The 25,527-nt window shown below is 43.2% G+C and carries 18 protein-coding genes; 10 read left to right on the top strand and 8 right to left on the bottom strand.

Features of this window, described 5'->3' with window-relative positions:
* Nucleotides 1-544: 544 nt before the first annotated feature.
* Both HC643_RS28035 and HC643_RS28030 read right to left on the bottom strand, forming a co-directional pair.
* Nucleotides 545-754 carry a hypothetical protein gene (locus HC643_RS28035; RefSeq protein WP_167844763.1) on the bottom strand — a complete coding sequence of 70 codons (210 nt, stop codon included), beginning with the start codon at nt 752-754 and terminating at the stop codon, nt 545-547.
* Between the two features lie 277 nt (nt 755-1,031).
* Nucleotides 1,032-1,577 (bottom strand): GIY-YIG nuclease family protein, encoded by a 546-nt coding sequence (locus HC643_RS28030; RefSeq protein WP_038090424.1) that lies wholly within the window; start codon nt 1,575-1,577, stop codon nt 1,032-1,034.
* A gap of 205 nt (nt 1,578-1,782) precedes the next feature.
* Here HC643_RS28030 and HC643_RS28025 point away from each other — a divergent pair, with 205 nt between their 5' ends.
* The 6 genes from HC643_RS28025 to HC643_RS28000 all read left to right on the top strand — a co-directional run bounded on the left by HC643_RS28025 (nt 1,783) and on the right by HC643_RS28000 (nt 15,475).
* Nucleotides 1,783-2,847: a threonine aldolase family protein gene (locus HC643_RS28025; RefSeq protein WP_038090504.1), complete on the top strand. Its 1,065-nt coding sequence runs from the start codon at nt 1,783-1,785 to the stop codon at nt 2,845-2,847.
* 1,165 nt (nt 2,848-4,012) lie between these two features.
* Nucleotides 4,013-4,318: a 30S ribosomal protein S20 gene (gene rpsT, locus HC643_RS28020; protein WP_038090427.1), complete on the top strand. Its 306-nt coding sequence runs from the start codon at nt 4,013-4,015 to the stop codon at nt 4,316-4,318.
* 115 nt (nt 4,319-4,433) lie between these two features.
* A complete protein-coding gene (locus HC643_RS28015; RefSeq protein ID WP_038090508.1) occupies nt 4,434-5,219 on the top strand; it encodes a TatD family hydrolase in 786 nt (261 codons plus the stop codon).
* A 705-nt stretch (nt 5,220-5,924) separates the two neighbouring features.
* Nucleotides 5,925-9,272: a DNA-directed RNA polymerase subunit beta gene (rpoB, locus tag HC643_RS28010; RefSeq protein WP_050046788.1), complete on the top strand. Its 3,348-nt coding sequence runs from the start codon at nt 5,925-5,927 to the stop codon at nt 9,270-9,272.
* A 107-nt stretch (nt 9,273-9,379) separates the two neighbouring features.
* On the top strand, nt 9,380-11,257 hold the full coding sequence (locus HC643_RS28005) for a DNA-directed RNA polymerase subunit gamma (RefSeq protein ID WP_038087750.1): 1,878 nt from the start codon (nt 9,380-9,382) through the stop codon (nt 11,255-11,257).
* A gap of 132 nt (nt 11,258-11,389) precedes the next feature.
* The gene (locus tag HC643_RS28000; protein ID WP_038087754.1) at nt 11,390-15,475 is read left to right on the top strand and encodes a DNA-directed RNA polymerase subunit beta''; all 4,086 of its coding nucleotides are present in this window, start codon (nt 11,390-11,392) and stop codon (nt 15,473-15,475) included.
* 430 nt (nt 15,476-15,905) lie between these two features.
* Here the strand turns inward: HC643_RS28000 and HC643_RS40915 are convergent, their stop codons facing one another.
* The 4 genes from HC643_RS40915 to coaD all read right to left on the bottom strand — a co-directional run bounded on the left by HC643_RS40915 (nt 15,906) and on the right by coaD (nt 18,140).
* Complete coding sequence (locus tag HC643_RS40915; RefSeq protein WP_202048665.1) at nt 15,906-16,076, bottom strand: hypothetical protein; 171 nt, start codon at nt 16,074-16,076, stop codon at nt 15,906-15,908.
* 115 nt (nt 16,077-16,191) lie between these two features.
* Nucleotides 16,192-16,860: an AAA family ATPase gene (locus tag HC643_RS27990; RefSeq protein WP_237265956.1), complete on the bottom strand. Its 669-nt coding sequence runs from the start codon at nt 16,858-16,860 to the stop codon at nt 16,192-16,194.
* A 120-nt stretch (nt 16,861-16,980) separates the two neighbouring features.
* Nucleotides 16,981-17,679, bottom strand: coding sequence for an ATP synthase subunit B family protein (locus HC643_RS27985; RefSeq protein WP_137986591.1), 699 nt, complete (start codon nt 17,677-17,679; stop codon nt 16,981-16,983).
* On the bottom strand, nt 17,562-18,140 hold the full coding sequence (gene coaD, locus HC643_RS27980) for a pantetheine-phosphate adenylyltransferase (RefSeq protein WP_038087854.1): 579 nt from the start codon (nt 18,138-18,140) through the stop codon (nt 17,562-17,564). The genes HC643_RS27985 and coaD overlap by 118 nt, the downstream gene beginning before the upstream one ends.
* Before the next feature lie 248 nt (nt 18,141-18,388).
* On the opposite strand from coaD, the gene lgt reads away from it, so the two are divergent.
* From lgt to HC643_RS27965, 3 genes are all read left to right on the top strand, one after another.
* Nucleotides 18,389-19,243: a prolipoprotein diacylglyceryl transferase gene (gene lgt / locus HC643_RS27975; protein ID WP_038087857.1), complete on the top strand. Its 855-nt coding sequence runs from the start codon at nt 18,389-18,391 to the stop codon at nt 19,241-19,243.
* A 146-nt stretch (nt 19,244-19,389) separates the two neighbouring features.
* Nucleotides 19,390-20,193 carry a precorrin-4 C(11)-methyltransferase gene (cobM, locus tag HC643_RS27970; protein ID WP_038087760.1) on the top strand — a complete coding sequence of 268 codons (804 nt, stop codon included), beginning with the start codon at nt 19,390-19,392 and terminating at the stop codon, nt 20,191-20,193.
* A 46-nt stretch (nt 20,194-20,239) separates the two neighbouring features.
* The gene (locus HC643_RS27965; RefSeq protein ID WP_038087765.1) at nt 20,240-20,593 is read left to right on the top strand and encodes a phenylpyruvate tautomerase MIF-related protein; all 354 of its coding nucleotides are present in this window, start codon (nt 20,240-20,242) and stop codon (nt 20,591-20,593) included.
* A gap of 14 nt (nt 20,594-20,607) precedes the next feature.
* Here HC643_RS27965 and HC643_RS27960 read toward each other — a convergent pair whose 3' ends face one another.
* Both HC643_RS27960 and HC643_RS27955 read right to left on the bottom strand, forming a co-directional pair.
* Nucleotides 20,608-21,459: a hypothetical protein gene (locus tag HC643_RS27960; protein ID WP_038087767.1), complete on the bottom strand. Its 852-nt coding sequence runs from the start codon at nt 21,457-21,459 to the stop codon at nt 20,608-20,610.
* 53 nt (nt 21,460-21,512) lie between these two features.
* Nucleotides 21,513-22,073 (bottom strand): SET domain-containing protein-lysine N-methyltransferase, encoded by a 561-nt coding sequence (locus HC643_RS27955; protein ID WP_137986592.1) that lies wholly within the window; start codon nt 22,071-22,073, stop codon nt 21,513-21,515.
* A 580-nt stretch (nt 22,074-22,653) separates the two neighbouring features.
* Between HC643_RS27955 and HC643_RS27950 the strand changes: the two genes are divergently transcribed.
* The gene (locus tag HC643_RS27950; RefSeq protein ID WP_038087771.1) at nt 22,654-25,518 is read left to right on the top strand and encodes an ATP-binding protein; all 2,865 of its coding nucleotides are present in this window, start codon (nt 22,654-22,656) and stop codon (nt 25,516-25,518) included.
* Nucleotides 25,519-25,527 lie beyond the last annotated feature (9 nt).

The raw sequence follows: 25,527 nt of genomic DNA, 5'->3' as shown, positions 1-25,527 counted from the left end.
CTTTAAATTCTTCTACGGTCAAGTCCAAAATTCAAATTTCAAAATTACAAAATAGAATCTTTGAATGGATTGTCTTGAATTTTGAGCTTTTCCAAGGCGGTGACGAGTCACTATCTATGACTCGAAAGGTTCAATCAACCAAAAGTTAAGTATTGATTGACGAAATGCAAACATGATATATGTATGGCAATCTGCAAATCCAGTCGCTCCAGCTAACTTATTAACACCATTCTAAACCGAGATGTTTGCGAAAGGCAGAGGGGTCTCAACCCACATTTGCAAAATATCTATCGATGATGTCAAACAAGTCAATTGATTCAAAAAGCCAGTAAATCTAGCACTTAGAGCCTGTTGAACAGTCTCAGTTGCAGATATTACAGCCTCAATTTTATTTGTGAAATTTTGTGTTGCTGATTCCAAAATTTTGCAGTGGAGTCTGCCACTACCGCGTTCATCACTCATATTCATACGATGCTACCCGAGTATCTAAATTTCTCACTTACATTTACATTCGTTAAAAACGAGAACAGGAAAGAAGGAACATTTATAACAAAAAATTGTCATTGGTGCTAGTTAATTTCCACAAAGTTATTGATGTAGAAAGAAAAAACCCAGGTTCATCACCTGGGTTACGAACAACACAAAGGCGTAGCGGTTGGCACTGGAGTAGTATTAAAACCGATCGCAAACCAAAAAGAGGAGCTTCTAGCCTTGTGTGATGCGTTTGTTGGTGCAAGAACGTATTAACACTCACAATACTAACCTAAAAATTCGTCTGGTTGCCAAAATGCCAAAAGAAATTTGTTGAAAAAAAGAAAGAGTTACCAATAAAAGAAAGGGGTTTCTCCCCACACCCCCATATCTGATGGAAGGCTTATAAAATAAGAGAAAGGGTCACGAGATTTAAACAGGGAGTGAGGGGAGAAACCCCACACTTTTACAATTAAATTACACCCATTTAATAATAAAAATAAAGAGTTTTAGATAGGGTATGGGGGGAGAAACCCCACACTTTTATATGTAAAACAAACTTATTTTAAATCCAGCAAACCATCTTCTTTTAACTTTGGATTAAAACGAATTTGTGCTTGCAAACCACGTGCTTCTAGAAGGGTTGAGATTTCAGCCTCTACTCGCCGTGCCACATTTTTGATAATTTTAGTTTGCGTCAACTCATCATTTAGAGGATTTTCATAATGAGTTTTCTCTTCAGGCGTCATAACCGCTCTTACATCAATTGGATTCGTCCATTTCTCCTTGTTGTCTGTATTACCCGAGGGGATACAGCCATTTTCCGCGATCCAAGCCTTCTCGATATTTTCCAGCAGAGTTCGACTTGGACGTTCGATGGTTTGGGCTTTTACCCAATAGCAGTTCTGGGGTTGCCTGACTAAATGCTGTCTCAGACTGAGATAAACATCACGGGAATATCCTACAAATTGCAGCACGTGTTCTCGGTCGTAAATTGCATACACTCCGATTTTGCCTTGCAACTGTTCGGGTAGTTGACCGCAATCGTCTATATAGGGAATATATTCCAAACTCTTTAAAGAAGGAATATTTGTTTCATCTGCCATAAGTCAATCTCAACAAGGTTGATTCCTAAGACTATTATCTGATACCCCGTTTACCTCCTGAGAGAAATCGCTCAGAAGGCACCGCCTTACTTATGAGATAGACGGTAAGGCAGAGGAATATGTCGATTTTAGCGATCGCTGCACGATCCGTCGTTACATAGGAATTTAGCTACCATGAGAAATATATGTTTGCATTATGTCGCTCATGAACTTTTGTAGTGATAATGTTGTCGGGGTATCCCCAGAAATTATGGCAGCGCTCGTGGAATGCAATCATGGAGTTGCTATGCCTTATGGTAACGACGATCGCACTCTATACTTAAATAATCTATTTTCCGAATTATTTGAGACAGAGGTACTGGTATTTCCTGTAGCCACAGGTACGGCTGCCAATGCACTTGCTCTATCAGTTATGTCAGAACCTTATGGAGCAATTTACTGCCACCATCAATCTCATATTCATTGTGATGAGTGCGGTGCTCCTGAATTTTTTACGAGTGGAGCAAAATTACTAACCCTGCAAGGAGAAAATGGCAAAATAAACCCCAAAGATTTAGCAAGTGCGATCGCTCGTGCTGGTATCGGTGTAGTACATCACGTTCAACCTGCCGCTGTCAGCTTGTCTCAAGCAAGTGAAGCCGGTACGGTATACAGTATTCAAGAAGTCGAGCAAATTGCTCAAGTGGCGCACTCTCGCGGGTTGACACTTCACATGGACGGTGCGCGTTTTGCTAACGCCGTTGTCACCTTAGGATGTACTCCCGCAGATATAACTTGGCGTGCTGGAGTTGATGTGTTGTCCTTCGGTGCAACCAAAAATGGAGCCATGGCAGCAGAAGCCGTTGTCTTTTTCAATCGCGATTTAGCTCATAGCTTTAGCTACCGTCGCAAGCGTAGCGGACATCTATTTTCTAAAATGCAGTTTTTGTCCGTGCAGTTAGAAGCTTACATCAGAAATGATTTGTGGTTGAGGAATGCTGCACGTGCCAATCAGATGGCAAAGGATTTAGCCGCAAAGTTAACAGCACTGTCAAAAATTATGACTCTTTGTCATCCTGTGGAAGCCAATGAGATATTTGTTCAAATGCCAGAGCAAGTTATTGTCAATCTTTTAGCGGATGGCTTTAAATTTTATCGTTGGGATGGTGAAGATTCCAAAACAGTAAGATTGGTAACTGCTTTTAGTACAACAGAAGAGGATATTGCAGCGCTGGTTGATGCGGCTCGGAAGTACTTACAAAAATGCCAGCCCGAAAACGTTGCTGGTTGATGCGGCTCGAAAGTACTGTGTTCATTGACAAAAATGCCAGCCCGAAAACCTTGTTCCCTGTTTGTGTCTGGGAATACATCGCTTGAGGCTCAGCCTCGACTGAATTGTAGGGAGGCTCCGGCTCCTGTAGTGCATTCCCAGGTAGAGTTTGGGAACGAGGAAGCAGTAAGTATCAGCACCTTCTCCCAAATCGCGATTTTCATAACAACGTTAAATCTATCTAACCCGAAACAAAACGTAGTAGCCCATCTAGGTTAATTTGTTGGGTAGAAATTAATCGGTCAATGAGTCTGTGATTCTTTCCCCCCTGCTCATAAATTCCGCTTAGACGTGCGCGTGCAGCAGAATCATCTCCTTCAGTTATATACACAGTAATTTTAAAGAGGGCTGTCTCAAAGCTGTGCTGTTCATGGGGGAACGAGGTTGCACCAGCGCAGGTCAAGTGACGGGTGGTATGGTTGTTGCGATCCAAACTCTTATGTAATGATGAAGCTTTTGTCTCAAATACTTAATGGTATGGTTATTTCCGCTGTGGTGTACTAGATTTTTAGTTTCTCTACAGGGTGTTGTAATTTTTAATACAAAATAATTGCACCAAGTTCATGATTGCCAATCCCTATAAAATTTTGCAAGAATCTATAATATATTGTCTCCCTAACCAGAAAGCTGCACACTGCTCAGGTTAAACTCTCACCCCAGATAGGATTATTTGTCGTACCTTGCAACGAACACCTTCGACTGCCAGTCTAAAGCCCTCAATCTCTCAACAGCTATAAAGCTTACGGTTTTCCGACCAATTTGTAGTAGTACTAAAGCACTGCTTATTTATATGTTGTTATAATATAGATGTCCGCTCAGTAGCGGGGCACTACCGTTCCTACTTCCAAATGTGTTTGCCAAAGTTAGAGTCAGTATTTTGCTCTAGCGCGACTCTTTGCCATAATGTTGATGGCTTACAAAATTTAGCTCTCCGATTGGAATTTCTAGTAGAGCCACAACTCTCCCAAAAATGGCAGGGATTGAGAGCCTACAAGAACCGAGGAGGTTAAATGAAAAGTTTTTTTAAAAAATTTTTCATTTAGTTCTCAATATTGGCAATGGAGATGCTATATTAGTAAGCCTAGTAGTGTGTGTAAATATTTAGATATTCTTTCTGGAACTGACTGTGGCGAATACAAAGTCTGCTCTCAAGCGTGCCAAAATCGCAGAACGCAACCGACTGCGTAATAAATCTTATAAATCAGCAGTGAAGACGCTGATGAAAAAATATTTTGCTGCTGTTGACACCTATGCAGCTAATCCGACGGCGGAACAGAAGCAAGAAGTTCTCAAGCATATGTCGGAAGCCTACAGCAAAATAGACAAAGCTGTAAAGCGTGGTGTTCTCCATCCTAACAATGGAGCGAGAAAAAAATCCAAACTAGCGCAAAGGCTGAAAGCTAACTCACAACCCGCAGCAGCTGTACAGTAGTCAAGAGGTCATAAGTCAAGAAGTCATGAGTCATTGGTCAAAAGGTCATTAGTCTTTACAAATGACACTCGTACAAATGACGCTCGTACATCGAACAAATGACAAAGGACAAACAATGCAGCTGATTGACACCCACGTTCACATTAACTTTGACGTTTTTCAGTCCGATATAGAAGCAGTGCGCGAACGATGGCAAGCAGCTGGTGTAGTACATCTGATACATTCGTGTGTAGAGCCATCGGAGTTCTCCGGTATCCAAGCCATAGCTCATCGCTTTCCCGAGGTCAGTTATGCTGTGGGATTGCATCCTCTAGATGCAGAACAGTGGAATGAGAAAACATCCGTTGAGATTTTCTCATGGGCTCGTTCTGATTCCAAAGTGGTAGCGATTGGGGAAACCGGGCTGGATTTTTACAAGGCAACGAACTACGAGCAACAGTTGATAGCTTTTGAGACTCAGTTGGAAATTGCAACGGAACTCAAATTGCCGGTGATTGTCCACTGTCGGGATGCAGCGTCCGAACTCAAACAGGTGCTGCAAAAATGGAAAAACATTAAAGGAGATAGTGTTCGGGGAGTCATGCACTGTTGGGGTGGAAACCCAGAAGAAACGCAATGGTTTCTTGATTTGGGTTTCTACATTAGCTTTAGTGGAACGGTTACCTTCAAAAACGCGAAACAGATACAGGAATCTGCCGCAATGGTGAGGAGCGATCGCCTGCTAGTGGAAACAGATTGTCCCTTCCTTGCTCCCGTTCCCAAACGGGGCGAAAGGCGCAACGAGCCTGCTTACGTCCGGTATGTAGCGGAGCAAGTCGCCAAATTACGAGGGGAAACACTTTCAGAGATCGCCTCTCTAACCACCCGCAATGCCTGTGAATTGTTTGGCTTAACACTATAAAGGTTACCTTGGCTTTGAACAACGCAACGAAGAATGGCAACGCCAAAAGTAGCGGAGGGCAAAAAATGTGTTAATATTAATTCCTCCAAAATCACTTTGCGTGCGTCATAATGATTAAAGAAGCAACAAATCAATTACAATTACACAAGTTGCTTCATTATTCACACTTACCATCCTTCATATCTCTACAAGCGGATGCTCCGATTCAATGACAAACCCTTTCTGATAAGGCTAACCTATCTTTTTTCTGAATAAGCGGCTATAGAAATACCTATTGTTAAATGAAAATTGCCCAGGGCTCGACACCCGCCAAAACAACGCTATACCAATAGCAATCGGGCTCAGTAGATTCTTATCTACTGAGCACTAAATGCCATTGTCCCATTGTTGTTGAAGATATTCTGTTTCGGAAAAACCCGGAGCGTAAAAACTTGGCTTTAGTAAAAAGACGCGCTTTTTGGAGGGGGAAGTGAGAAAAGCCAAACAGCTTAAAAAAATTTACACTATTCATCTTGTCGAAATGAAGATAAGCACAGGCGTTGATTTGGCAGCTTTTCCCCAAAAGGGGCAAATACGCTCCTGCCAAACTGTGACTTTCCGGCTCTAATTGCTCCATTTGCCCGCATCTACAAGAGTTGCAGGTGGTATGAGGAGAAGTTCCCACACACGTAATTGAAGTAAAAATTAGTTGACAAAGGTAGAGGCATGACTAACGAATCAATGATGGAACCCGCCTTTATGCTACCCGACTTGATAGAAATTCAGCGAGCTAGTTTTCGCTGGTTTCTAGAAGAAGGGTTGATAGAAGAACTCAACTCTTTTAGTCCTATTACAGACTATACAGGCAAACTAGAGCTGCACTTTTTAGGTCATAACTACAAGCTCAAAGAGCCCAAGTACAGTGTTGAAGAAGCAAAACGGCGGGATAGTACCTACGCAGTACAAATGTATGTACCAACCCGTTTGATTAACAAAGAAACCGGAGAAATCAAAGAGCAAGAAGTCTTTATCGGAGATTTGCCTTTGATGACAGACAGAGGTACCTTCATTATTAACGGTGCCGAACGAGTCATTGTAAACCAGATAGTCAGAAGCCCTGGGGTTTACTACAAATCAGAAATTGATAAAAACGGTCGCCGTACCTACTCAGCTAGCTTAATCCCCAATAGAGGCGCATGGCTGAAATTTGAAACAGACCGTAATGACTTGGTGTGGGTAAGAATCGATAAAACCCGCAAACTGTCAGCGCAGGTCCTTCTCAAAGCTTTGGGATTATCAGACAACGAAATTTTTGACGCCTTGCGTCACCCAGAGTACTTCCAAAAAACCATTGAAAAAGAAGGGCAATTCTCAGAAGAAGAAGCCTTGATGGAGTTGTATCGCAAACTCCGACCCGGAGAACCACCCACAGTATTGGGGGGACAACAGTTATTAGATTCGCGCTTTTTTGATGCCAAACGCTATGACCTGGGTCGAGTAGGACGCTACAAGCTCAATAAGAAATTGGGTTTGCAAGTCCCAGAACCCATACGCGTTCTGACACCCCAAGATATTTTGGCGGCGGTTGATTACTTAATTAACTTGGAGTTTGACATTGGTAGTACCGATGATATCGACCATTTAGGTAACCGTCGGGTAAGAAGCGTGGGCGAATTGCTGCAAAACCAAGTGCGGGTGGGTTTAAACCGCTTGGAGAGGATTATTCGGGAAAGAATGACCGTATCGGATGCAGAATCACTGACACCCGCTTCTTTGGTGAACCCCAAACCCTTAGTAGCAGCCATTAAAGAATTCTTTGGCTCCTCGCAATTGTCTCAGTTCATGGATCAAACCAACCCTCTGGCGGAACTGACCCACAAGCGGCGTTTGTCAGCCTTGGGTCCTGGCGGTTTGACTCGCGAACGTGCGGGCTTTGCGGTGCGAGACATTCACCCATCACACTACGGACGCATTTGTCCGGTGGAAACGCCAGAAGGTCCAAACGCTGGTTTGATTGGTTCTTTGGCAACCCATGCTCGCGTTAACTTGTACGGTTTCTTAGAAACTCCTTTCCGAAGAGTAGAGAACGGTAAGGTACGGTTCGATCTGCCGGCGGTATACATGACAGCCGATGAAGAAGACGATCTCAGGGTGGCTGCAGGTGACCTCCCCCTTGATGAAAATGGCAACATTCTAGGACCCACCGTCACGGTACGCTACCGTCAGGAATTTTCTTCCACCACACCAGAGCAAGTAGACTACGTAGCCGTTTCCCCCGTACAGATTGTGTCGGTTGCTACGAGTATGATTCCGTTCCTAGAGCACGATGACGCAAACCGCGCTCTGATGGGATCGAACATGCAACGCCAAGCAGTACCATTGCTCAAACCAGAACGACCGCTGGTAGGAACGGGTTTGGAAGCTCAGGGCGCGAGAGACTCAGGTATGGTGATCGTCTCCCGCACTGATGGTGAAGTGGTTTATGTTGATGCCAATAAAATTCGGGTGCGGGTCAGCGATCCCTCTCAACTGGCAGCGATCGGTCACCGCCAGAGCAACAACAGTTCCAAAGGATTGGAAATAGAGTACACAATTTCCAAGTACCAGCGTTCCAACCAAGATACTTGTCTCAACCAGAAACCTCTGGTTTATATGGGGGAAAGAGTTGTCGCGGGTCAGGTTTTGGCTGACGGTTCTTCCACCGAAGGTGGTGAATTGGCGCTCGGACAAAATATTGTCGTTGCATATATGCCTTGGGAAGGATACAACTACGAAGACGCCATTTTGATTTCCGAGCGACTGGTGCAGGATGATATTTATACCTCAATTCACATTGAAAAATATGAAATTGAGGCAAGACAAACCAAACTCGGTCCGGAAGAAATCACTCGCGAAATTCCCAACGTTGGTGAAGATGCGTTGCGTCAGTTAGACGAACAGGGGATCATTCGCATTGGGGCGTGGGTGGAATCTGGAGACATCTTAGTTGGGAAAGTGACTCCGAAAGGGGAATCAGACCAGCCTCCGGAAGAAAAACTCCTGCGGGCAATCTTCGGGGAAAAAGCACGGGATGTGAGAGATAACTCCCTGCGAGTTCCCAACGGTGAAAAGGGACGTGTTGTAGACGTGCGCTTGTTCACTCGCGAACAAGGGGATGAGTTACCACCAGGGGCAAATATGGTGGTGCGAGTGTACGTCGCTCAAAAGCGGAAAATCCAAGTGGGCGACAAAATGGCGGGACGCCACGGAAATAAAGGAATTATTTCCAAAATTCTGCCCGTAGAAGATATGCCTTACTTGCCAGATGGTTCTCCTGTAGATATTGTTCTCAACCCTCTTGGCGTACCCAGCCGGATGAACGTCGGACAAGTGTTTGAGTGTCTGTTGGGTTGGGCGGGTCACAATTTGGGTGTGAGGTTTAAGCTGACTCCTTTTGATGAAATGTACGGAGAAGAATCATCCCGCAGCATCGTTCATGGCAAGTTACAAGAAGCACGGGACGAAACAGGGAAAACTTGGGTTTACAACCCAGACAATCCGGGCAAAATCACCGTGTACGACGGTCGGACTGGCGAACCTTTTGACAGACCGATCACCATAGGCGTGGCTTACATGCTCAAGCTGGTTCACTTAGTAGACGACAAGATTCACGCCCGCTCCACTGGACCTTACTCCTTGGTGACACAACAGCCTCTGGGTGGTAAAGCACAGCAAGGCGGTCAGCGATTTGGAGAAATGGAGGTGTGGGCATTGGAAGCGTTTGGTGCGGCTTACACCTTGCAAGAATTGCTGACTGTGAAGTCAGATGACATGCAGGGACGAAATGAAGCATTGAACGCGATCGTTAAAGGAAAAGCAATTCCGCGACCCGGTACACCAGAATCCTTCAAAGTTTTGATGCGAGAGCTGCAATCGCTGGGATTGGACATTGCCGTTCACAAAGTGGAAACACAAACAGATGGCAGTTCCTTGGATGTGGAAGTTGACTTAATGGCAGACCAAGGAAACCGTCGCACACCCCCACGTCCAACCTACGAATCTCTCTCCCGCGATTCAATGGACGACGAAGAGTAAAAATTATGAACGATGAATGATGAATGATGAAATATTCAATTCATAATTCATCATTCATCATTCATAACTCTCAATTCATAATTCATAATTTATAATTCATCATTCAAATGAGAGCAGCACAAAACAATCAGTTTGACTATGTTAAAATTGGGTTGGCTTCCCCCGAACGGATTCGAGCTTGGGGTGAAAGAACTCTACCTAACGGTCAAGTCGTAGGTGAAGTGACCAAGCCAGAGACAATAAATTACCGGACTTTAAAGCCAGAGATGGATGGCTTGTTCTGCGAGCGAATTTTTGGTCCGGCGAAAGATTGGGAATGTCACTGCGGAAAATATAAGAGAGTCCGTCACCGTGGAATCGTGTGCGAACGTTGCGGTGTAGAAGTTACTGAATCTCGCGTGCGCCGCCACCGCATGGGCTATATTAAGCTCGCTGCTCCAGTCGCTCACGTTTGGTATCTTAAAGGGATTCCCAGCTATATCGCTATCCTGCTAGATATGCCTTTGCGGGATGTAGAACAAATTGTTTATTTCAACTCCTACGTTGTTCTCAATCAAGGGAATGCAGAAACTTTAAGTTACAAACAACTTCTAAGTGAAGACCAGTGGTTGGAAATAGAAGACCAAATTTATGCTGAAGATTCTACCCTCTCTGGGGTAGAGGTAGGTATTGGTGCGGAAGCGCTTTTGCGGTTGCTTGCGGATATTAACTTAGAGCAAGAAGCGGAATCTTTGCGAGAAGAAATTACTACAGCTAAAGGACAAAAGCGAGCAAAGTTAATTAAGCGCTTAAGGGTTATTGACAACTTTATTGCAACTGGTTCTAAACCAGAATGGATGGTCATGACGGTGATCCCCGTGATCCCTCCAGACTTGCGCCCAATGGTACAGCTTGATGGTGGACGATTTGCAACCAGCGACTTGAACGACCTTTATCGTCGAGTTATCAACCGCAACAACCGTCTCGCTCGTTTGCAGGAAATTTTAGCTCCAGAAATTATTGTTCGGAACGAAAAGCGAATGCTGCAAGAAGCAGTGGATGCTTTGATTGATAACGGTCGTCGGGGACGCACCGTTGTTGGAGCAAATAACAGACCGCTAAAATCTCTATCCGACATTATTGAAGGTAAGCAAGGTCGTTTCCGTCAAAACTTGTTGGGTAAACGGGTTGACTACTCCGGACGTTCGGTCATTGTGGTAGGACCAAAACTCCACATTCACCAGTGCGGTTTGCCTAGAGAAATGGCAATTGAGTTATTCCAACCGTTTGTTATCCATCGACTGATTAAGAGCGGTATGGTGAATAACATCAAAGCTGCGAAAAAGCTAATTTCTCGTTCCGATCCCAGCGTTTGGGATGTTTTGGAAGAAGTGATTGAAGGACACCCCGTCTTGCTTAACCGTGCGCCAACACTACACCGTTTGGGTATCCAAGCGTTTGAACCAATTTTGGTGGAAGGAAGGGCGATTCAATTGCACCCACTTGTGTGTCCGGCGTTTAATGCTGACTTTGATGGTGACCAAATGGCGGTACACGTACCATTGTCTTTGGAATCTCAAGCAGAAGCGCGGCTACTGATGTTGGCATCTAATAACGTTTTGTCACCAGCGACTGGTAAGCCAATTATTACACCCAGCCAAGACATGGTTTTGGGAGCGTATTACTTAACAGCAGAAAATCCCAACGCCAAAAAAGGCGCAGGACGCTACTTTGCTTCTTTAGATGATGTCATTATGGCTTACGACCAGAAGCAAGTGGAACTGCACGCTTATATCTATGTAAGGTTTGATGGCGAAGTAGAGTCTGGTGAAGCAGATACAGAACCAGTAGAAGTGACAACGAACGAAGATGGAACTCGCACGTTAATGTATAAGTTCCGCCGCGTCCGAGAAGATGCTCAAGGTGAGATGATTTCTCAGTATATTCGGACAACTCCAGGTCGCGTTATTTACAATAAAGCGATTCAAGAAGCACTGGCAAGCTAAGAAAATGATGAATTATGAATGCTGAATGATGAAAAAATTATGAATGATAAAACCTGAATTCATAATTCAAACTTCATAAATTCAAACTTCATAATTCATAATTCATAATTCATAATTCATAATTCATTGACTATGACAGAAAAAATGATTTTCCGGAACCGCGTAGTTGACAAGGGTCAACTGAGAAACCTGATTTCTTGGGCTTTCATTAACTACGGTACGGCGCGGACGGCAATGATGGCGGACAAATTAAAGGATTTGGGTTTCCGCTATGCAACAAAAGCAGGGGTTTCCATTAGTGTTGATGATTTGATGGTTCCACCTTCTAAAAAAGAACTTTTGGAAGCTGCAGAAGCAGAAATTCGAGCCACTGAAGAACGCTATCAACGGGGTGAAATTACGGAAGTAGAACGGTTCCAAAAAGTAATTGATACTTGGAACGGTACGAGTGAAGCGCTTAAAGATGAAGTCGTCAACTACTTTAAGAAAACAAACCCCCTCAACTCTGTATACATGATGGCATTCTCTGGAGCACGGGGTAATATTTCCCAGGTGCGCCAATTGGTGGGAATGCGGGGATTGATGGCTGATCCTCAAGGGGAAATTATTGACCAGCCTATTAAAACAAATTTCCGTGAAGGGCTGACCGTAACAGAATACATTATTTCTTCTTACGGTGCGAGAAAAGGACTGGTAGATACAGCACTGCGGACGGCGGACTCTGGTTATCTTACCCGCCGTCTGGTGGACGTATCTCAGGATGTGATTATTCGGGAAATTGATTGCGGTACTACTAGAGGAATTCCTCTGGTGGCGATGAAAGAAGGTGGTAAAACCTTAATTTCCCTGTCAACACGCTTGTTTGGACGGGTTCTAAACGAGGATGTTATCCATCCCACCACAGGTGAAGTCATTGCGACCCGGAATACTTCTATTTCTGAAGAATTGGCGAAGAAGATAGAAAAATCTGGCATTACCGAAGTTATGGTGCGATCGCCACTCACCTGTGAAGCAGCAAGATCTGTTTGCCAACACTGCTATGGCTGGAGTTTGGCTCATGGAGAATGGGTCGATTTGGGTGAAGCTGTAGGTATTATTGCAGCACAGAGTATCGGTGAACCGGGTACTCAGCTGACAATGCGTACATTCCACACAGGTGGTGTATTCTCAGGTGAAGTTGCAAAACAAGTCCGTGCTGAAAGCGAAGGTACTGTTCGCTACTCCAAGAAATTGCGTCTCAGACCCTACCGCACCCGCCACGGAGAAGACGCCCAGTATGTAGAAATGAATGGCAACATTTCTTTGGAAATAGCAACTGGGGACCAGAAGGAAAACGCCTCCTCTACAGACATCGCTGTTACCCAAGGTTCAACTCTGTACGTAGTTGATGGACAGAAAGTTAAGAAAGGTCAATTGCTAGCAGAAGTCGCTCTTGGTGGACGCACAACTCGTGCAAACACAGAAAAAGCGGTGAAAGATGTGGCTTCTGACTTGGCTGGAGAAGTGAAGTTCGCTGACGTTGTTCCAGAACAAAAAACCGACCGTCAAGGTAATACCACTACAACAGCCGCAAGAGGTGGTTTGGTTTGGATTCTGTCAGGCGAAGTTTATAACTTACCTCCTGGTGCGGAGCTGGTTGTCAACAACGGCGACACTATAGAAAGCAATGGGGTTTTAGGAGAAACCAAGTTAACCACATTGCACGGTGGTGTGGTGCGGTTACCCGAAGCAACCCCTGGTAAGGGAACGCGGGAAATTGAGATTATCACTGCTTCGGTGGTGTTAGATAACGCAACAGTCACCGCTCAAACCAGCCAAGGTCGTAACAACTATTTAGTGAAAACTGGCAATAACCAGGAATTTCACCTGCGAGCCACCCCAGGAACTAAAGTTCAAAACGGTCAAGTAGTAGCGGAGTTAATTGACGATCGCTATCACACCAGGACTGGTGGCTTGCTGAAGTACGCGGGTGTCGAAGTTCAGAAAAAGGGTAAGGCGAAGCAAGGTTACGAAGTCGTACAGGGCGGTACTTTGCTGTGGATTCCTGAAGAAACCCACGAGGTGAACAAAGATATCTCCTTGCTAATGGTGGAAGACGGTCAGTTTGTAGAAGCTGGTACGGAAGTTGTGAAAGACATCTTCTGCCAAAACAGCGGTGTGATAGAAGTGACCCAGAAAAATGACATCTTGAGGGAAGTTGTCATCAAACCAGGAGAATTTCTCATGGTAGACGACCCAGAAGCAGTCATGGGTAAAGACGGTACTTTCGTTCAACCTGGTGAGGAATTACTAGGACAGGTGAAGAACGAGTTGCGGTATATCGAGTACGTAGAATCACCAGAAGGACCAGCACTTTTAAGCCGTCCGGTTGTTGAGTTCCCCGTACCAGACAACCCAGATGTGCCAGCGACTACATCAGTGAGCCAGCAAACAGGGCGTTCCATTCAACTGCGAGCCGTACAGCGTTTGCCTTACAAAGACTCCGAGCGCGTCAAGACCGTGGAAGGTGTAGAATTACTCCGCACTCAACTCGTGTTGGAAATCGAGACCGAAGGAGAACAAGACCATAACGCCTCCCCCCTTGCAGCAGATATTGAATTACTGAACGATCCCGACAATCCAGAGATTCAGCGCTTGCAATTGGTCATTCTGGAATCCTTAGTTATCCGTCGCGACATCACGGCTGATGCTACCCAAGGTAGTACCACGACAGCGCTGGAGGTAGAAGATGGACAAACCATCGCCCAGGGAGCTGTCGTTGCACGTACCCAAATCTTATGTAAAGAAGGTGGTATGGTGCGGGGCGTACAAAAAGGAACGGAAACCGTTCGCCGTTGTTTGATCCTGCGTCACAGCGATTTGGTGAAAATTAATAACATCACCACTGTGCCAAAAGTAAAACCCGGTGATTTAATCGTCGAAGGTGCAGAAATTGCTCCTGGAGTCTTTGCTGAAGAATCCGGACAAGTTATACAGGTGAAGAAAGTAGCGGCAGATGAAGCAGCAGCAACAGCAGGCGAAGCCTCCCTTGCAGCTCCTACTTCCTATACTGTGACTATCCGTGTTGGTCGTCCTTACCGAGTCAGTGCTGGTGCGGTGTTGCAGGTGGATGACGGTGGATTGGTACAGCGCGGTGATAACTTGGTGCTGTTGGTGTTTGAACGAGCTAAAACTGGAGACATCATCCAAGGTTTGCCGAGGATTGAGGAACTTCTGGAAGCTCGCAAACCAAAAGAAGCGTGTGTTTTAGCACGTCGTTCTGGAGAACTCAAGGTAGTTTACGGTGATGGCGATGAAGCGATCGCTGTTAAAATCATTGAGTCCAATGGTGTTGTCACAGATTATCCAATTGGACCCGGACAAAACTTGATTCTCTCAGATGGACAAACAGTCGCTGCGGGACAAGCAATTACTGACGGTCCATCAAATCCTCACGAAATTCTAGAAATTTTCTTTAATCTCGGTTCTGAGGATGGAATTTATGCTTGTGCAAGTCTCGCCTTGCAAAAAGTGCAGACGTTCTTAGTGAACGAAGTGCAGTCGGTTTATCAATCCCAAGGTATTGATATTGCTGACAAACACATTGAAGTGATTGTCCGCCAGATGACATCCAAAGTACGGGTAGATGATGGTGGAGATACGACAATGCTTCCTGGAGAATTGGTGGAATTGCGCCAAATCGAGCAGGTCAACGAAGCTATGGCAATTACTGGCGGTGCAAGAGCACAGTATACGCCCGTGTTGCTAGGTATCACCAAAGCATCTTTGAACACCGACAGCTTTATTTCAGCTGCATCCTTCCAAGAAACAACAAGGGTCTTGACCGAAGCAGCCATTGAAGGTAAATCTGACTGGCTGCGAGGTTTGAAAGAAAACGTGATTATCGGACGTCTGATTCCTGCCGGTACTGGGTTCAATGCTTATGAGGAAACAGGTACAATTGAGGACTACTCTACTGATATGAGTAGTGGAGTCTTGGATGAAGTTGACGATCCACTCGATATGGTTTTGGACGATCGCACAGCCCGTGCGTATCAACTCGAACCTCCATCCACGTTAGGAGGAGATGGATTCAGACGGACTCCCGATAAGGACATTTTGGATGACGATGATTTGTTGCTGACAAATGCAACTGCGATCGATCCTGAAGATGACCTCGTGGAAGAAGACGACGATTACGGCAATGATGACGAAGATGAGGATGAAGATTTGTACTAGATAAATTGCCATTGGAATAAAATTCTAAGGTTCCAAAAGAAAGCCCGCGCCTGCGGGCTTTCTTTTCTCCCGAACCGCTACAAGAGCGTAGCTTAACCCTCTTTTATCACTTTCGCGAGAGAATAATCTAGAATACTCACAGCGTAAGAGTTTGTCCCAAAAATCTTGATTTCAGACATTTTGTTAGAAAATAAACGCTCAAATGCTCGCCCTGTCTAGAGTAAAAAATTTGGCTCTTATTTTTCTTTTCCTAGAGTGACAGAAGCTGTTAGGTAGCGTTCGCAAAGCGTGCCGGAGGCAATCGTCCCTCATGGATGTAAGAAACCTTGTGATTTCTTAGGAGAGGGTTAATAAGGGGAGATGAGAGGAGCGTATGTAGTAGACATTTAAGTAATCTATATACACCTATTGTTAGTTATATTGATTGAAATTACCAACCTTGTTCTTGGATAACTTGTGCAATCTCAGCTTCCAATATTTGAAAAGCGGGTAAAGCTCTTAAGGGAGAAAAATCATTTATAAGTTCTGCTAGTCGGTAAACGCGTTCGTGAACTGAAAATTGCTTTAGTCTCCGACCTGTCAATCCACTAGCTTCGTACAAAAGTTTATGAAGAATGTCTTTTGGATTAGGTAGTTGTTCAAGTGTTGCAATAAGTGGTAATTGTAATGGCTGATTCCCACGAGGATTTCCTGCGGCATTTCGTATTGCGATTTCATCAAATTGCTAACAATACTGTTGGGCTTTCAGCAGCATTGGCAACAGAAAGTACAGTTCGAGGCAAGTTCATTGCTAATCGATGTAACGGTTTCCCTTTAATACCATCTTGATGTAACTTAATGACAGTTTTACCTTTGTCATCTTCAGTTGAAATAAAGGATGAAGTTCGTCTGCCCTTAATAGCAGATTTACGCCATTCAATATTATGAGGAAACAGTAAATTTTTTTTGGCATCACTAAGGTTAATATGAACTAACTCTTCTCTCAAGATTTCTAACGATCCAAAAGAACGAAGACTATCATCTGTTCGATAGGCAAGTATAATAGTGTAGCGAAGAAACGTAATACTAGCTTCTGCCCTTTGTCCTAAATCGTCGATCCCTTCATAAGGCACAATCATTTCTGCCTCAAAGGACATTTCATTCACATATTCATCACCAACGCGATGAAATAAGCTACGTACATCGGCTGTTTTACCTCCTTCATCGCGTACTGATAAAGCAGCTTCAATCAAAGGACAATCAGCTATTGCACTCAAAAACCGAATAGCATCAAATAAATTAGATTTACCAACGCCATTAGCACCTGCTACACAAGTAAATGGTCCGAAACGAACATCGACATCTACTAAATTCTTAAATCCAGAAACTTTTAATCGAGTTAACATAATCTCCCTCTCTTGAAACTGAAACTGGTTGCAAGAGTTGACCTAAATATTTTTCCGCCAGCTACTTTAACACTAGCAATTTGTTGGTTGGTCTTGGTGCTACGGCATATCCTCCCAGCACTATTTCTTTTTAGGAGGGAGAGAATTGCGTTGATTTGATTTATTATCTGGATAAAGTTGTTGGCGTCCGTTGCGAATAATTCGTAACATTTCTTGAAGTTGCTGCTCGATATTTTCTAAAACGTTATCAGCGTACTCGTCAGCACCTTGTTCGATCGCTTCAGCTTCTGCAACTGCAGCCCGTCGCATTTCCTCAATTTCTTGCTGACAAGCGCGTCGTTTGCGATCGATTTCCGCAAGCGTCTCTTGCATCATCGCCTCACACTCTTGTTGTACTTGTTGCCGCAGTTGTTGGGCTTCTCGTTCTGCTTGTCGCAAAATGTCGCTTTCATCCAAAATTTGCGCTCTTTTGGCTTGGGCAGCGTCAACAATTTGTTGTCCGTATTCTTCTGCCTGTAGGAGGATTTCTTCCTTTTCTTGAAGGACATTAGCTGCTTCCTGAAAAGCTTCAGGCAAAGAAAGCCTAATGAAATCGAGCCTGTCGAGCAACTTGTCCTCATCCACCAACGTGCATCGCGTTAGCGGAATATTAAAACCTGAAAGAATCATTTCTTCGAGGCGGTTAAGTTCCTGCTGAAGATCTACGCTTCCTGTTGGCGTAGTATCTCCGTCGTAGGAGATTCCATTGGGGTACTCTTCCGAGAGGGGATTGCCTCCGTTGTGATTTGGGTCGATATTTGGTTGTTTTGGGCGTAGCATTGGTAAATATCAAGGGCAACGTGCGGGGGAACAAGATGATTTATAGAGCCGCCAAACCTAGCAATCTCTTTTACAACACTACTACTTAAAAAACTATACTCATTAGATGTTGCTAGAAAAACTGTTTCTATTTGGTGAGAAAGGGTTTTATTAGTATGAGCCATCTGAAGCTCTACCTCAAAGTCGGAAATGGCTCTCAAACCCCGAAGAAGGACTTGCGCTTCCCGCATTTGGGCATATTTGACGGTCAGACCATCAAAAGCATCGACTTCGACGTTAGTTAAATGTTGTGTTGCAAGACGAATCTGTTCCAAGCGTTTTTGGACGGTAAACAAAGGGGTTTTGTTAGGATTCCGCAATACAGCGACAACAACCCGTTCAAACAACCGACAACCGCGTTGGATAATGTCAAGATGTCCTAGAGTAACAGGGTCGAAGCTTCCGGGATAGATGGCAATCACGATGGCAGCTGCCTCAACGTTGATGAGGTGATTATATCTGACATATTTTGAATTTTGAATTTTTAATTGCTTGTGTACCTTCATGAACCCACGGCAACTTAAAATCTACGCTGTGGGTTGCCCAGAAGTTTTCTATGCCTGCATTTTAAATTAAATATAAAATCAAAAAGCATTTCTATGCCTGCAGGTTTCAACAACAACTCTTTTCAAACCACACTTTTATTCTCTTGCCTTTTATGTACTTTTGTATGATACCGGACTTTTTCACTTTACCCTTGGCATTTCAATTTACTTCACCAGGCCCCATTCTAGTAAAGATAGGACCACTGGTTATCCGTTGGTATGGCTTTTTGATTGCTTCAGCCGTTTTGATTGGCGTTAGCCTTTCTCAGTACTTGGCAAAGCGTCGCGATGTCAATCCCGATTTGCTTAGCGATTTATCAATCTGGTTGGTACTTGGGGCAATTCCTGCCGCAAGATTATACTACGTTTTGTTCGAGTGGTCGGAGTACGCTCAGCATCCAGAACGCATCATTGCCATTTGGCAAGGGGGTATTGCCATTCATGGAGCCATTATTGGTGGTGTCATAGCAGCGTTAATCTTTGCCAAACTCAAGCGAGTACCTTTTTGGCAATTAGCAGATTTAGTTGCTCCTTCATTGATTCTCGGTCAGGCCATTGGACGTTGGGGAAATTTCTTTAACTCAGAAGCTTTTGGCAGCCCTACCAATCTGCCTTGGAAACTCTACATTCCAGCAGAACGCCGTCCTCCAGAATTAGCCGAATTTAAATACTTCCATCCTACCTTCTTATATGAATCTTTATGGGATTTAGCAGTATTCGCTTTACTGATAACATTGTTTTTTCGGAGTTTATCAGGCAAACCTTCTCTAAAAATCGGTACGCTATCTTTGGTTTATTTAGCAGGATATAGTTTGGGGCGTTTTTGGATAGAAGGTCTTCGGACGGATAGTTTGATGTTCGGTCCATTGCGAATCGCACAAATCGTCAGTCTGCTTGGAATTATTTTTGGGTTAGCTGGGTTAGCTTGGCTTTACATAGCTAAACGGCGTCTACCAGATGTCGTTACGCCTGACCTGTGACCAAAAATAAAAAATGCCCCAGAGTATTCTCTAGGGCTTAACCAGGGTGCATCTACCAATACATTCTTCTAAGCTAGGGGGGTACATCCGGAAAGCTACGGAAAAATGCCAAGATTTTTTTTAGAAACTCGATCGCGTGCTTGTTTATGCGTGAATCTACTATCCTTTTTAAGGAAGAAAAAAAACTTATGCCCGTAGAACCAGCAGTGTATATTGTAGGCGCGGGTCCTGGAGATCCTGAATTGCTCACGGTTAAAGCACAAAAATTGCTTTCATCCGCTGATGCCATCTTATTTGCAGATTCTTTAGTACCGCAACAAATGCTACAACTTTGTCGAGATGATGCCGAGATTATTCGCACTGCAAATAAAACTTTAGAAGAAATTTTACCAATTATGGTAGAACGGGTGCGATCGCAAAAATCTGTCGTGCGACTTCATTCCGGCGATCCCAGTCTCTACAGCGCAATTCACGAACAAATGAATCTTTTGGCAGAAGCAAACATTCCTTTTGAAGTCATACCGGGTATCAGCGCTTTTCAAGCAGCCGCCGCCAAACTCAAATTAGAACTGACGGTTCCCGGTTTAGTCCAAACAATTATACTGACGCGTATCAGCGGACGTACAGAAGTGCCTGCGACAGAAGAACTTGCAACTCTCGCCGCCCATCAAGCGAGCCTTTGCCTGTACCTAAGTGCGCGTCATGTTGAACAAGCCCAAGCCAAGTTACTAGAACACTATTCAGTAGAAACACCCGTGGCCATTTGCTATCGTTTGGGATGGTCTGATGAGAGAATTGTGGTTGTACCCCTCAATCAAATGGCAGAGTGTACTCATAAAGAAAAACTTATCCGTACTACCCTTTACGTCATCAGCCCTGCCTTATCGCAAACAACAGGACGTTCTCGTTTATATCATCCCGAACACAGCCATTTATTTCGACATTCATAGAATTAAGCAATTCCCAATCCAAAATCCACGCATCCAAAATTTACCTATGCCGCTTATCAAAGTTCAAACTTCTGTATCAACTCCCCCAAAAGCTGAAATTGAAACTCTGCTCAAAAATTTATCAGCTAAGTTAGCGAAACATACAGGTAAACCAGAATCCTATGTCATGACAGCTTTTGAAACCGAAATTCCTATGACTTTTGGTGGAACAACCGATCCCGTTTGTTACGTAGAAATAAAGAGTATCGGAACAATGCTGCCACAACAAACTAAGGAAATGAGTCAAGATTTTTGCCAGGAAATCGATCGAGCATTGGGTGTGCCTCAAAATCGAATATACATAGAGTTTGCTGATTCTAGGGCTGCAATGTGGGGCTGGAATGGTACGACCTTTGGCTAGGGAATTGAATGTTCCTAGTTCTTTGAAACTTCTGCCATGAACTCTGACATCTGTACGGCAATCTCTCGCACTCCTTCAAGAATCCAACGCTTGACTTGTTGCTTGTCTTCCGAACCCGTATAGTACTGAAGAGCTTGGTTAGCAGATTGTATTCCGGCATCAAAATGCTCTGCTTCTGCAACAATGTGGCGGCTGAACCAGTAGTAAGCCGGAATTACTTTGCCATCAATCTCCACTTTTGTTTCTTGTAAATATCTCGTTAGCTCGGGACGCTTTGTGCGAAAAAACTCTTCTAAAACACGGTTTTCATCTTCTCCCAAGACTTCAGTTCCCAAATGAAAGCCAATCGCACGAAACAGATGTGCTTCATCCACAACCATGTTAATACCGCCACTACGATGAACCTTACCGATCGCATCATTGGTAGGTTCGTGTTGATATATAAGTCTGCTAAGAGCTAACATATCATAGTCGAAAAATTGTGCCATACCTTTGAGTGTTGCTAGAGCTAAAGCTCGATGGGTATGCGGTTCAGGTGCTTCGCGATCGCCAAACTCATCAATTGCACCAAAAAACATACCTGCTCCTATTTCAACACTTCGATCGGCAAACACTCCGACTTCATTAGAGGTGTTGAATAAATCTTTGCGAACAGCAATATATCCAGCCAAACAAGTTTGACACGGTGCAAAAGCAGCGGAGTATTGAAAAAATCGACCCATAAGCCGTAGAAGAGCTTCGCCACTTGTGGCTTCTTCAAGGAGTTTTTTAAAAGTCAGCGATGTATATTCTTCAGCAATAGTTTTACAAACTTCATCCCTTTCAATAGTGATAGTTGTTGCGGGTTGATTCAGCGTGTTAATCATGATGCTTAAACTCCTTGAATTGATAAAAAACACGGATGACTTGTGCGGTTGTCTTAAGCTTTTGTAACAGAGAGAGACAAGGTATCTGTTTCAACCTTCAAACTATTTCTTGTTTCAACAAAGACATCATTCTTAAACACTTTTGCTTCCAAGCAACTCAAAGCTTTGTGGCGAATGTGGTGATTGATAAATTGCAAACTTAGAATATTTAACGAAAGATACTTGGCTCCTGCTACAATTCCCATACACTGTGGCGAACCGCACATACAGATAAAAGGTTGATCCATCTCCCACTCCGTACTGGGATAGAAAAAGTTGACTTCTTCATAAGGTTCAATATCTCTTGCTGCGACACATTCCAAAGTTTTAGTGTTTACAATCAGATTGGGATTGCAAGAGTGATTGAGCTTGCCCAGGATTGGCTCTTCAATGTGTGCCTCTACATCAATTTGGACGCTTGTATAGGTAGGTTTTTTCACGATTTTATAGTTTGTTATTCTATGGAAGACTTCACCTTTCCTCACTTTTGAGGTTGTAATTATTCCAGTCCCTTTAGCTGTAGTATTAACTTCAAATTTTTCCATGATGTATCTGTTCTCTTGACTTTTGTTCATGAGGATTTGGTGCTTTAACCCAATCAATTAAGCCGAGCAGTATTTATTGAAATTGGAGTACAACTTGACAGTGTCAAGTCAATTTCTGCTAACTGTTTTGAATCAACAATTGCATAATTATTTCCAAAAAACTCTATTGGGTTGAATCAAAGATCTTGATGACTCAGTGTTATCCGAACACAGTGAAATTACAGTTACATAGTGAATATAAAAAAAATCTAAAATACAAACTCTGTAATGTCAATAGTAATTCAACGTATTTTGTTTTTGAATAGAAATAGTGACAAACACTGTATAAAATAGATAAAATCATAAATTTAAAATAAAGATGCGTAATTTTACAGAGTAACTCAAACCCAAACTTCTTCACAAGTATTGTTAGGTAAGACTTTTATTAAAGTCACGTAAAAACACTGATTCAATTCTTAAAATTAGTTAGAAATTTTGATTTCCCGGATTTTTACTGAGGAAAATTATTGAACAATAAGAAAAAGTCATATTTTCAGCATTTGTACGGTTATTTAAAAATGAAAAAATAGGTTATTTCAATGATTTAACTATTACAATCAAGTTATGTACAATGCATACTCAGCCAATTGTGGGTGCAAACAACAATAAATTGTCATACCAACTTCCCCGAAGTCTGAGTGTCTTTGAAACTTGGAGCTTTGGTCTGACTTCTCACATTGGATGGATTAGTGTAGCACCCGGTTTGTGTACAGCACTTGGAGCAAATGCAATAATCCTCTGTCTGCCTGGTGTGATTGTAGGCATTCTACTGAACTTGCAAGTGCAGCGTTTGGGTAAGTATTGGAAAGATATGTCAGGAGGAACACCTAACTACGCAGCACGGTTACTTAAGAACTATTCAGGGTTAGGTCGGTATGTAGCACTGGGATACTTTGTAGGATGGGTATCAGTTCCAGTGGTGTACGCGATTATGCTGACTGACTTGATAAAGGTAAATCTCGAACCATTTGGAATCGCGTGTCCGGAAATGGCGCTGAAAATTGGTTTCACCTGCGTTGTTTTTGTGGTTGCCTTCAGTGGTACTCGTGCTTTAGCAATATTGCATTTGTTTTTAGTTGTGCCTTCAATCGTGTCTCTACTTGCTTTTTGCTTGCAAGGTTTGTGGTGGTTGTCTCTCTCAGATGGCAGTTCCAGTTTTCTTCACGTTATAGAGACGAAAGGGAGTACGTCTGTACAATTTGTTGACTGGGCAAAGTGGTATTTCATTGCAACTTGGAATATCTACAGCTGTGAAACGACAGCTTCGTTTGTTGCTGACAGCGAATCCCCCAAAGACACTTTACGGTTTTTGACGTTTGCTTCTTGGCTCATGCCACTCATCTTTTTAGGATGCAATTGGATACTAGCTCAGCCAACAACAGTCACAGAACAAGACAACGCCTATTTGAGCCTTTTAGCAGTATCCCAGCCATTTTGGGGTCAGTTTGCTTCTATTTTAGTCACGCTGCTCATAACTTTTTCAAGCCTTCTCGCTTCCGCTAGCGCTGTTTGCATCTTACCCCGAATTTTGTACCAACTCTCTCTTGACGGACACATATCACCTGTATTTGCTGTTGTTTCAAAAAGAGGTGTTTTGGCTCCTGCATTGGTATTTACTTTTTTATGCAGTGTCTTGAATTTAGTTTGGGGAGATTTCACCAGAATTGTCGTGATTACAAATACGGGTTACCTAGCATCCATTACGGCATTTCATCTGGGGTTGTGGCTGTGTCGGGATAGACCAGAAGTACGATGGGCTTGGTTATCGCTATTGTTTTTTATTTTAGAAGCGATCGTCCTAACGGTTGGGGGCTTGGCTTGGAGTTGGCAAGATTTTCTCATCGGATTGTTATTACCCATCATTATTTTAGTTTTTGATACTGCAATCCGTCGCATTAGACTTGCGCCTTTCCACCCGCGCTGGTGGGCTTTGCGTAACAACAGTCAACCTACTGCTTTTTTCAAGGATTTTGTTGCCGTTCAAGTCATTATCTTACTGTTACTAACCTGTAGTGGTACCACAATTGGTTGGTTCATCAGTACTCATCTCGATAAAACTTTTTACACAGAGAGTACTAATTTATTAATTGTTTTACTGGCAACAGTTGCTTTTATTGCAGTTGCTATTGCTTGCTGGACGACATTACCACAAATTGCATCCATTGCTGAAGCCCGTGAAGTAGCAGAAAGACGATTTATCACGGCTCTCGATACTGTTCCCGATACGGTTCTTGTCTTAGATCGAAATGGTGTTATTACTCAAGCTAATCCTGCGGCTGAAACTTTATTAGGAACGATCGTCAATCAACTAATAGGGCGTTATCTAGATGAATTTCTCTCTGATTTGGATAATCTCCCTGCTTCTTGGCAAAGTACTAGCGAACATAGCCTAAAAAATTCTCCCCATCGAATCGTGGAAGCCACTGTTTCGCAACGCACCAATCACCAAAATCAAGAATATATTGTCTTTTTACGAGATATTAGCGATCGCAAACTTGCTGAAGACACGTTACGGCATTCGGAAGCCACCTTAAGACAGCAAGCCACTGAATTAGAACAAACCCTCAAAGAATTACAAAATACACAATCGCAATTAATTCAATCTGAAAAAATGTCCAGTCTCGGTCAACTTGTTGCCGGTGTTGCCCATGAAATCAATAACCCTGTAAATTTTATTTATGGAAATTTAGTTCATCTTGAAAATTATACTCAAGATTTATTAAAATTAGTCCAACTTTACCAACAGGAATATCCCAATTCAACTCTAGATATTCTTAAGTTTATTGCTGATATTGATTTAGATTTTTTGCAAGAAGATGTACCGAAAACTCTCAATTCAATGAAAGTAGGAGCACAACGCATTCGTGAAATTGTTCTGACTTTACGCAATTTCTCTCGTTTGGATGAAGCCGAGATGAAACCTGTTGATATTCATGAAGGAATTGAAAGTACTTTACTGATTTTACAAAATTCTTTAAAAGAAAAATCAGCACAATCAGAAATTGAAGTTCTCAAAGAATATGATAAATTACCGCCAATAGAATGCTATGCAGGACAATTAAATCAAGTTTTTATGAATATTTTGGCAAATGCCGTTGATGCTTTGCGCCAGCAGGAAGCGGAATGGTTACAACTGAAGAATGAAAAATACTTCAGTCTCATTACTATCCAGACACGTCTCGAACAGAATTCTCATGTCACGATCCGCATTAAAGACAACGGACCGGGAATGTCCCCAGATGTGAAAAACCGATTGTTCGATCCTTTCTTTACAACCAAACCAGTTGGCAAAGGAACTGGTTTGGGGTTATCAATTTGTTATCAAATTGTTGTGGAAAAGCATGGCGGTAAGTTAGAGTGCATCTCTCAACCGGGACAAGGGACAGAATTTTTGATTGAAATTCCTATTAAACAACGAGTGGCGATCGGTAAATAGTGTGTTTTT

Source organism: Tolypothrix bouteillei VB521301, from assembly GCF_000760695.4.
GTDB classification, from domain to species: domain Bacteria; phylum Cyanobacteriota; class Cyanobacteriia; order Cyanobacteriales; family Nostocaceae; genus Scytonema; species Scytonema bouteillei_A.
Note: the sequence above shows the minus strand (reverse complement) of the source record. Positions and strands in the feature narration are given on the sequence as shown.

What these genes read in the sequence shown, in the direction of transcription:
- HC643_RS27950 (WP_038087771.1), top strand. Translation starts at nt 22,654, where the DNA reads ATGCATACTCAGCCAATTGTGGGTGCAAACAACAATAAATTGTCATAC.
- HC643_RS28005 (WP_038087750.1), top strand. Translation starts at nt 9,380, where the DNA reads ATGAGAGCAGCACAAAACAATCAGTTTGACTATGTTAAAATTGGGTTG.
- HC643_RS27965 (WP_038087765.1), top strand. Translation starts at nt 20,240, where the DNA reads ATGCCGCTTATCAAAGTTCAAACTTCTGTATCAACTCCCCCAAAAGCT.
- cobM (WP_038087760.1), top strand. Translation starts at nt 19,390, where the DNA reads ATGCGTGAATCTACTATCCTTTTTAAGGAAGAAAAAAAACTTATGCCC.
- HC643_RS28015 (WP_038090508.1), top strand. Translation starts at nt 4,434, where the DNA reads ATGCAGCTGATTGACACCCACGTTCACATTAACTTTGACGTTTTTCAG.
- HC643_RS27985 (WP_137986591.1), bottom strand. Translation starts at nt 17,679, where the DNA reads ATGCTACGCCCAAAACAACCAAATATCGACCCAAATCACAACGGAGGC.
- rpoB (WP_050046788.1), top strand. Translation starts at nt 5,925, where the DNA reads ATGACTAACGAATCAATGATGGAACCCGCCTTTATGCTACCCGACTTG.
- HC643_RS27990 (WP_237265956.1), bottom strand. Translation starts at nt 16,860, where the DNA reads ATGTTAACTCGATTAAAAGTTTCTGGATTTAAGAATTTAGTAGATGTC.
- HC643_RS28030 (WP_038090424.1), bottom strand. Translation starts at nt 1,577, where the DNA reads ATGGCAGATGAAACAAATATTCCTTCTTTAAAGAGTTTGGAATATATT.
- HC643_RS27960 (WP_038087767.1), bottom strand. Translation starts at nt 21,459, where the DNA reads ATGATTAACACGCTGAATCAACCCGCAACAACTATCACTATTGAAAGG.
- lgt (WP_038087857.1), top strand. Translation starts at nt 18,389, where the DNA reads ATGATACCGGACTTTTTCACTTTACCCTTGGCATTTCAATTTACTTCA.
- HC643_RS28000 (WP_038087754.1), top strand. Translation starts at nt 11,390, where the DNA reads ATGACAGAAAAAATGATTTTCCGGAACCGCGTAGTTGACAAGGGTCAA.
- HC643_RS28025 (WP_038090504.1), top strand. Translation starts at nt 1,783, where the DNA reads ATGAACTTTTGTAGTGATAATGTTGTCGGGGTATCCCCAGAAATTATG.
- HC643_RS27955 (WP_137986592.1), bottom strand. Translation starts at nt 22,073, where the DNA reads ATGAACAAAAGTCAAGAGAACAGATACATCATGGAAAAATTTGAAGTT.